This is a genomic window from Jiangella asiatica, from assembly GCF_004349065.1.
Taxonomy (GTDB): domain Bacteria; phylum Actinomycetota; class Actinomycetes; order Jiangellales; family Jiangellaceae; genus Jiangella; species Jiangella asiatica.
The window spans coordinates 1-8869 of record NZ_SMKZ01000099.1; the positions used below are offsets into that span (position 1 = coordinate 1).

General features: G+C 68.5%; 7 protein-coding genes. All 7 read right to left on the minus strand.

All coding sequences use genetic code 11. The annotated features are described in order from the left end of the window. Window positions 1–153: 153 nt before the first annotated feature. Window positions 154–1173, minus strand: a complete 1020-nt coding sequence (locus E1269_RS31525; RefSeq protein WP_131902136.1) for an ABC transporter ATP-binding protein — start codon at window positions 1171–1173, stop codon at window positions 154–156. A 114-nt stretch (window positions 1174–1287) separates the two neighbouring features. Beyond that, window positions 1288–2331, minus strand: coding sequence for an ABC transporter ATP-binding protein (locus E1269_RS31530; RefSeq protein WP_131902138.1), 1044 nt, complete (start codon window positions 2329–2331; stop codon window positions 1288–1290). Window positions 2332–2357: 26 nt separating this feature from the next. Next, complete coding sequence (locus tag E1269_RS31535) at window positions 2358–3335, minus strand: ABC transporter permease (protein ID WP_131902140.1); 978 nt, start codon at window positions 3333–3335, stop codon at window positions 2358–2360. Continuing rightward, window positions 3328–4248 (minus strand): ABC transporter permease, encoded by a 921-nt coding sequence (locus E1269_RS31540; protein WP_131902142.1) that lies wholly within the window; start codon window positions 4246–4248, stop codon window positions 3328–3330. Before E1269_RS31540 ends, E1269_RS31535 begins: the two co-directional genes overlap by 8 nt. A gap of 139 nt (window positions 4249–4387) precedes the next feature. After that, window positions 4388–6037: a peptide ABC transporter substrate-binding protein gene (locus E1269_RS31545; RefSeq protein WP_131902144.1), complete on the minus strand. Its 1650-nt coding sequence runs from the start codon at window positions 6035–6037 to the stop codon at window positions 4388–4390. Between the two features lie 303 nt (window positions 6038–6340). Further along, window positions 6341–8215: a translational GTPase TypA gene (gene typA / locus E1269_RS31550; protein WP_131902146.1), complete on the minus strand. Its 1875-nt coding sequence runs from the start codon at window positions 8213–8215 to the stop codon at window positions 6341–6343. 375 nt (window positions 8216–8590) lie between these two features. Beyond that, on the minus strand, window positions 8591–8869 hold a 279-nt coding region (locus tag E1269_RS31555), incomplete at its 5' end, for an oligopeptide/dipeptide ABC transporter ATP-binding protein (protein WP_338033606.1).

The following is an 8869-nucleotide window of genomic DNA, read 5'->3' on the forward strand; positions in this document are numbered from 1 at the left end:
GCCCATAGCCCGCCCGGTCGAACCGCCCTTGAGCCGCGTCATCCGCGTCGATCTTGGAGATCTCGCGGAATCAACCGGACATTCCGGGCCGGAAAGCTGCAGTTACTCAAGGTCAACGCGGTCGACGGCTCACCGCACGCGCCGCACCACCGATCAGTGGTGGACGACGACGTCCTCGCGCACGGCGGCATAGTGGCAGGCCGACGGGTGGTCGCTGCCGGGCCGGACCACGAGCTCCGGCACCTCCTCGGCACACTTGTCAGTGGCCTTCCAGCACCGGGTGCGGAACCGGCATCCCGATGGCGGGTTGGCCGGGCTCGGCACGTCGCCGGTGAGGATGATCTGCTGCCGCTGGCCGCGCACGGACGGGTCCGGCACCGGCACCGCGGACAGCAGCGCCTGCGTGTACGGGTGGGTGGGCTTCTCGTAGATCTCCGTGTCTGAGCCGATCTCGGCGATCCGGCCCAGGTACATGACCGCGACCCGATCGGAGATGTGCCGCACCACTGACAGGTCGTGTGCGATGAAGATGTAGGACAGCCCGAACTCGTCCTGCAGGCTCTCCAGAAGGTTCACCACCTGCGCCTGGACCGAGACGTCCAGCGCCGACACGGGCTCGTCGCAGATGATGATCTCAGGGCGCAGCGCGAGGCCGCGGGCGATGCCGATGCGCTGGCGCTGGCCGCCGGAGAACTGGTGCGGGTAACGGTTGATGTGTTCAGGGCTGAGGCCGACGACCTCCAACAGCTCCTGCACGCGCCGACGACGCTCGCCGCGCGGTGCCACCTCGGGGTGGATGTCGAACGGCTCACCGACGATGTCGCCGACCGTCATGCGAGGGTTGAGCGAGGAGTACGGGTCCTGGAAAACGATCTGGATGTTCCGGCGCAGCTCACGCAGCGCCTTGCCCTGCAGGTCGTAGATGTTGCGGCCCTTGTACAGCGCCTGCCCGCTGGTCGGCTCTTCCAGCCGCATCAGCAGCTTGGCCAGGGTGGACTTGCCGCAGCCGGACTCGCCGACGATCCCGAGGGTCTCGCCCTTGTGCAGCTGCAGCGAGACACCGTCGACCGCCTTCACCGCACCGACCTGGCGTTTGAGGACGATGCCGGTGGTCAGCGGGAAGTGCTTGACGAGGTCCTGGACATCCAGCACAACTTCATCTTGTCGGGTCATCCAAGTACCACCTGTTCATCCAGCTCCGATGCCGCGACGCGCCGGCCGTTCGCGGAGACCTCCGGCCCCAACTCGCCGCCGGCCTGCCATGCCCCTGCGGGGACAACCTCACTGCTAGGCGGGTTGGATGTCACCCTCGAGCACCTCCTGGGCGAAGTGACAGGCGCTGAACCGGCCGGGGACGACCTCGATCAGCGGCGGACGGCTGTCCTGGCAGATCTGCTGCGCGTAGGGGCACCGCGGGCGGAACTCGCAACCGGCCGGGATGTTGGTCAGGTTGGGCGGCAGGCCCTTGATGGCCGACAGCTCCTGGCCCTTGAGGTCGACCCGCGGGATCGACTCGAGCAGCCCTTTGGTGTACGGGTGCGCCGGCGTGGCGTAGATGTCCAGCACCGGCGCCTGCTCCATGATGCGGCCGGAGTACATGACCTCGATCTTGTCCGCCACGTCGGCGACGACGCCGAGGTCGTGGGTGATCAGGATGAGGCCCATGTTCCGCTCGCGCTGCAGGTCGCTGAGCAGCTGCATGATCTGTGCCTGGACGGTGACGTCCAGCGCCGTCGTCGGCTCGTCGGCGATGAGCACGTCCGGGTCGAGTGCGATGGACATGGCGATCATGATGCGCTGGCGCATGCCGCCGGAGAACTGGTGTGGATAGTCGTTCACCCGCTCGCGCGCGGCCGGGATGCGCACCTGCTCCATCAGCTCGACGGCGCGCTTGCGAGCGTCCTTCTTGGACAGGCCCTCGTGCACCCGGAACATCTCGGCGATCTGCCAGCCCACCGGGAACACCGGGTTCAGGGCGGACAACGCGTCCTGGAAGATCATCGAGATGCTGCGCCCACGATAGGCGCGGCGCTCCTCGTCCGGCAGGGTCAGCAGGTCCTGGCCGCGGAAGCGCACCTCGCCACCGGTGACGAACCCGGGCGGCGTGTCGAGGATGCCCATGATGGCCTGTGCCGTGACGCTCTTGCCGGAGCCGGACTCGCCGAGCACGGCCAGCGTCTCACCCTCGTGGAGGGTGTATGACACCCCGTTGACGGCCTTGGCCACGCCGTCGCGGGTACGGAACTCCACGTGGAGGTCGTCGACCTCCAGCAACGGAGTGGACCCGGCCGCACCCGGCCGTGGCGTGGTCTCGGCTTCGGTGGTCGCCACTCTTCGCCCTCCTCGAACTACTCGGCTCAGCGCAGCTTGGGATCGAACGCGTCGCGGACCGCGTCGCCGAGCATGATGAACGCCAGCACCGTCACCGACAGGAATGCGCTCGGGAACAACAGCATATGCGGGGACTGCCGGACGTACGTCTGTGCCTGGTCGATGGCGATGCCCCACGAGATGACCGGCGCCTGCAGCCCGATACCCAGGAACGACAGCGTCGCCTCCAGCGCGACGAACACACCCAGCACGATCGTGGAGTACACGATGACCGGCGCCACCGCGTTGGGCAGGATGTGGCTCAGCAGGATGCGCCGGGAACCACCGCCCAGCGCCTTCGCGGCCTGGACGTAGTCGGCGTGCTTCACCTGGATGACCGTCGAACGCATGATGCGCGCCACGCTGGTCCACCCGAGGATGCTCAGCGCCAGCACCACCTTGCCGATGGTCTGCCAGGACGGCGTGCCGACGTCGGACGGGAACGTCGCCAGCACGATGATGGCGCCGAGCAGCAGCGGGATGCCGAAGAAGATGTCGGTGAGCCGCGACAGCAGCGTGTCGGCCCACCGGCCGTAGTAGCCGGCCAGCATGCCGACGATGCTGCCGAGGACCGCCACCCCGATGGTCGTGAACACACCGACCAGGATGGAGGCCCGGGCGCCGTAGACCGTGCGGGCGTACACGTCGCATCCCTGCAGGTCGTAGCCGAACCACGCGCTGCCGCTCGGGCCCTGCCGGGACAGCTGCAGGTTGCACTGGTCCGGTTCGGCGTTGGTGAACAGGCTCGGCACCGCGGCCATCAGCACCAGCACCGCGATGATGACCGCGGAGATCAGGAAGATCGGGCTGCGGCGCAGGTCGCGCCAGGCGTCGCTGGCGAGCGAGCGAGGCCGGTCGCCGGCCCCCGGTGCCGCACCGTGCCGCTCGGTGTCCAGCTCCTCCTCGGGCAGCGGAACGCCGCCCGGGGCCGAGGTGGAGCCGGCGGGGGTGAGTGGGCTAGTCATAGCGAATCCTCGGGTCGAGCACCGCGTACAGGAGGTCGACGAGCAGGTTCACGAGCAGGAACACCAGCACGAGGACCGTCACCGCCGCGGTCACCGTCGCGCCTTCGTGCTGGTTGATGCCGCGGAAGATCATGTTGCCGACGCCGGGGACGTTGAAGATGCCCTCGGTGACGATGGCGCCGCCCAGGAGGGCGCCGAAGTCGGCGCCGATGAAAGTGATCACGGGGATCAGCGAGTTGCGCAGCGCGTGGACGCCGATGACCCGCTTGCGCGGCAAGCCCTTGGCCGTCGCCGTGCGGACGTAGTCGGCCCGCAGGTTCTCGACCAGGTTCGTGCGCATCAGCCGAGCGACGAACGCAAGCGACAGACTGCCCAGCACGAAGCCCGGCATCAGCAGGGAGTAGAACGTGCCGTCGGAGGTGACGGGGAACCAGCCCAGCTGGACCCCGAACGTGATCTGCGCCAGCAAGCCGATGACGAAGACCGGAATGGATACCACGATCAGCGTGCTGACCAGCACGAGGTTGTCGACGAAGCCGCCGCGGCGCAGCGCGGCCAGCACACCGGCGGTGATGCCGATGAGGATCTCGACCCCGATCGCGATCAGCGCCAGCTGAGCGGTGGTCGGATACCGGCTGATGAGCTCGTCGGCGATGTCCACGCCGGAGAACGTCTGGCCGAAGTCGCCGGTGACGAGGTTCGCCATGTACTTGAAGTACTGGATGAACAACGGATCGTCGAGGTTGTACTCGTTGGTCATCCGCTCGATGTAGGCCGGCGGACATGGCCGGTCGCCGCACTTCGCGGCGAATGGGTCGCCCGGCAGCGACCAGACCAGCACATAGATCAAAAACGTGGTTCCGAGGATCACCGGCACCATCTGCAGCAGGCGCCGAATGACGTAGCGACCCATGGCCCTTCCTTACCCGATCGGCGGCGCGCCGGACCCCACTGTACGGCGAACCGCGTCGAGCTCAAGTCGTCGGGAGTTCCAGCGGACGGAACACGGCCGGCCCGCCGACATCGCGTCGGCGGGCCGGCCGCCCGAACCGTCAGCTGGTGGTGGTCACACTCAGCAGGTCGATCGTGCCGAACGGGGTGATCTGCACGTTCTCGACGTTGGTGGACCAGCCGGCGACGATGCGGTAGTGCCACAGCGGGATGGACGCCATGTCCTCGGCGAGCATCGCCTCGGCCTCGTTGTACTTGGCCTCGGCCTCCTCACCCTGCAGCGTGGCGGCCTCCGCGACGGCGGCGTCGAACTCCGGGTTGCTGTAGTCGCCGTCGTTGGACGAGGCGCCCGTGGCGTACAGCGGGACCAGGAAGTTCTCGGCCGACGGGTAGTCCATCTGCCAGCCGGTGCGGAACATGCCCGTCATCTCGCGGGCGTTGATCTGCGACCGGAAGGTGGCGAAGTCGACCACACCCTGGGCGACGCACTCGATGCCCAGCTCCTGGCTGATGCTGTTGCATACGGCTTCGGTCCACGCCTGGTGGTCGGCGTCGGCGTTGTACGACAGCGTCAGCGGACCGGAGAAGCCGCCGGCCTCGTCCAGCAGCTGCCGGGCCTGGTCGGGGTCGAAGTTGCAGAACTCGCCGCACGCACCGGCCTCGAAGCCCGACACGACCGGGGAGACCCAGCCGCTGGCCGCCTCACGGGTACCGGAGAAGATCTGCTCGATGATCGTCTCGCGGTCGATCGCCATCGAGATGGCCTGTCGCAGCGTCGCGTTGCTCAGCGACGGGTCGACGGTCTGAGGAGCGAAGGTGACCGACTGGAAGACACCGACCGCACGGTCGAGCCACCGCTCGCCCAGGTCGTTCTGGTAGGCGTCGCCCGCCAGCGCCGAGGTCGGCAGCTCGGGCATGATGTCGAGCTGGTCGGCCTGCAGGTCGTTGTAGGCCGCATCGAAGTTCTCGTAGATGCGGAACGTGACCTCGTCGATCGACGGCTGCGTCTCACCCTGGTAGTCCGGGTAGGCCGTCAGGTTGATCTCGACGTTCGGTTCCCACGACTCGAACTGGAACGGGCCGGAGCCGATGGGCGCCTCGCCGTAGGCTTCCGGGTCCTCGAAGAAGGCCTCGGGCATCGGCGAGTACGCGGTGTAGCCCAGGCGCAGCGGGAAGGACGACTGCGGCGACACGAGGGTGGCGGTGAACGTGAGGTCATCCACGACCGCGAGACCGGACATGGTCTCCGCGGTGGCCGAGCCCTCGACGTAGGCGCCGGCGTCGTCGGTCGTGCCGGCGACCTCGGCGTAGCCCACGATCGGCTCGAAGAAGTACGAGTTCAGGTTGCCGTTCGGGCCGTAGGCGCCGTAGTTCCAGGCGTCGACGAAGCTCTGCGCGGTGATCGGGGTCCCGTCGTGGAACGTCCAGCCGTCGTTCAACGTGATGGTCCACGTCACGTTGTCCTCGGACTCGATCGACTCGGCGATCTCGTTCATCGGCTCGGCGGTCTCGGTGTCGTACCGCACGAGCTTCGAGAAGAGCTGGTCGAGGACGTCGCCGCCACAAGTCTCGTTGGTGTTGACCGGGATGAGCGGGTTCTCGGGGTTACAGCCGCGCACGGTCACCGAGCCGCCACCGTCGCCGCTGGCCGAGCCTTCGTCGTCGCCGTCGTCGTCACCGCCGCATGCACTGAGCGCGAGCGCCAGCGCCGCGGCACCGACCAGCGCAGTCTTGCGAGCAGAGACTCGCATGGATGCCTCCTGGGGTCTGCCTGAGGTAAGGGCACACGACGACACCGGTCGATGCGTCGCCACACCGGGGATCCCGAATATCGGGCACGATCAGTCCGGTGCGACCTTCTTTCTATGTGGCGCTCCCGGCTGCGGCAAGCCTTTGCGCCAGGACATGATGCTTCCGCAACCAGAATGTGACCTGTCCGGCAGATGGCCGTGATACTGACGTCTACCAGGGCAGATGACCGTAAAATCCACAGAACGTCGCGCCCGGCGGAGGGGGTGCGTGCGCACCGCTGGCGCAGCGCCCGCGCGAGGCTGTCAGCCGGCGTTCTGGGCGGCGTGTTTGCGCCGGGCGGCGGCCCGGCCGCGAGTGGCCGCGTCGAGCTCGACCTTGCGCAGGCGGACCGCCTTCGGCGTCACCTCGACGCACTCGTCGTCGCGGCAGAACTCTAGCGCCTGCTCCAGCGACAGCTTGCGCGGCGGGATAAGCCGTTCCAGCTCCTCGGCGGTGGACGAGCGCACGTTGGTGAGCTTCTTCTCCTTGGTGATGTTGACGTCCATGTCGTCCGAGCGCGAGTTCTCACCGACGATCATGCCCTCGTACACCTGGGTGGTCGGCTCGACGAACAGGGTGCCGCGCTCCTGCAGGTTGAACATCGCGTACGAGGTGGCCACGCCGGAGCGGTCGGCCACGAGCGATCCCGTCGGACGGGTCCGCAGGTCGCCGGCCCACGGCTCGTAGCTCTCGAACACGTGATGGGCCAGGCCGGTGCCGCGGGTCTCGGTGAGGAAGTCGGTGCGGAAACCGATGAGGCCGCGCGCCGGCACCACGAACTCCATCCGGATCCAGCCGGTGCCGTGGTTGGTCATGTGCTCCATGCGGCCCTTGCGGACGGCGAGCAGCTGGGTGACGGCGCCGAGGTACTCCTCCGGGCAGTCGACGGTCAGCCGCTCGAACGGCTCGCGCACCTTGCCGTCGATCTCGCGGGTGACCACCTGCGGCTTGCCGACGGTCAGCTCGTAGCCCTCGCGGCGCATGGTCTCGACGAGGACGGCCAGGGCCAGCTCGCCGCGGCCCTGCACCTCCCACGCGTCCGGTCGCTCGGTGGGCAGCACGCGCAGCGACACGTTGCCGATCAGCTCGGTCTCCAGGCGGTCCTTGACCAGCCGGGCGGTAACCTTCGACCCGCCGGATCGGCCGGCCAGCGGCGACGTGTTGGCGCCGATGGTCATGGACAGCGCCGGCTCGTCGACGGTGATGAGCGGCAGCGGCCGCGGGTCGTCGACATCGGCGAGGGTCTCGCCGATGGTGATCTCGGGGATGCCGGCGACGGCGATGATGTCGCCCGGGCCCGCCTTCTCGCCCGGCACCCGCTCCAGCGCCTCCGTCACGAGCAGCTCGGTGATCTTGACCCGCTCGATGCTGCCGTCCTTGCGACACCATGCGACCTGGCTGCCCTTCACGATCTCGCCTTCGCGCACCCGGCACAGCGCCAGTCGGCCGAGGAACGGCGACGCGTCGAGGTTGGTGACGTGCGCCTGCAGCGGCGCACCCTCGGTGTAGGTGGGCGCCGGGATGGTCTCGAAAATCGTCTCGACCAGCGGTCGCAGGTCGGCGGAGTCCGGCGCCGCACCGTCGGCCGGCCGCACCAGCGAGGCCTTGCCGTCCCGGGCGCACGCGTAGACGATCGGGAAGTCCAGCGCGCCCTGGTCGGAGGTGTCGTCCAGCAGGTCGAGGAACAGCTCGTACGTCTCGTCGACCACCTCGGCGATGCGCGCGTCCGGCCGGTCGGTCTTGTTCACGACGACAACGATGGGCAGCCGGCCCTGCAGCGCCTTGCGCAGCACGAACCGCGTCTGCGGCAGCGGGCCCTCCGACGCGTCCACCAGCAGCACGACACCGTCGACCATGGACAGCCCGCGCTCGACCTCGCCGCCGAAGTCGGCGTGCCCGGGTGTGTCGATGATGTTGATGGTGCTGTCGCCCCACCGCACCGCGGTGTTCTTGGCCAGGATGGTGATGCCCTTCTCCCGCTCCAGGTCACCGGAGTCCATGACCCGGTCGGCCACGTCCTGGTTGGCCCGGAACGCGCCGGACTGCCACAGCAGCGCGTCGACCAGGGTGGTCTTGCCGTGGTCGACGTGGGCGACGATGGCGACGTTGCGGAGGTCGTCGCGGCTGCGCACGGACATGCGAAGGTCTCGTTCCTGGGGGTGTGCGGAGATGACACCCCATCCTACGGTGCGCCCGACGGGCTGCCCGCCTCGCCGCTCGAGCTGGTGCGTCCCAGTACCCGTCGCGGTCACCGTGTGGGATAGCTGCCGTCCGCGGCCGATCAGTGTCAGATCGCCGCCGCCCACGCCGCGTGACACACACGGCCTTCCGGGTGCGGCATCGGCGCGTCGCGGTGCGCAACGGTGCTCATTGCGACCGCAGTGTGAGATCGCTGTCCTTGGTCGCCATCGACATGGGATCGCTGCGAGAACGAGGTGGATGCGGTGTCGCCAGAGCAGCACCGCCACCCCATCGTCGTCGCGCCGATCCCACACCGATGGCGGGAACCGGCGTCAGGAGGCGGGCGAGCGCACCTCGACCGTCCCGACCACGGGATTCACCTCGGCGAAGTGGCAGGCCACCGGATGGCCGTTGCCGCGGTCGACCAGGGCGGGCTCGTCGATGGCGCAGATGTCCTGAGCCTTCCAGCAGCGCGTCCGGAACCGGCACCCACTGGGCGGGTCGATCGGGCTGGGCACGTCGCCGGCGAGGATGATGCGTTCGCGACGGCGCTCCTCGCGCGGGTCGGCGGTGGGTGCGGCCGACAGCAGGGCTTGGCTGTACGGGTGGGC

Excerpts from the sequence above, each read along its gene's own strand:
- E1269_RS31540 (WP_131902142.1), bottom strand. The coding sequence starts at position 4,248 with ATGGGTCGCTACGTCATTCGGCGCCTGCTGCAGATGGTGCCGGTGATC.
- E1269_RS31535 (WP_131902140.1), bottom strand. The coding sequence starts at position 3,335 with ATGACTAGCCCACTCACCCCCGCCGGCTCCACCTCGGCCCCGGGCGGC.
- E1269_RS31525 (WP_131902136.1), bottom strand. The coding sequence starts at position 1,173 with ATGACCCGACAAGATGAAGTTGTGCTGGATGTCCAGGACCTCGTCAAG.
- E1269_RS31545 (WP_131902144.1), bottom strand. The coding sequence starts at position 6,037 with ATGCGAGTCTCTGCTCGCAAGACTGCGCTGGTCGGTGCCGCGGCGCTG.
- typA (WP_131902146.1), bottom strand. The coding sequence starts at position 8,215 with ATGTCCGTGCGCAGCCGCGACGACCTCCGCAACGTCGCCATCGTCGCC.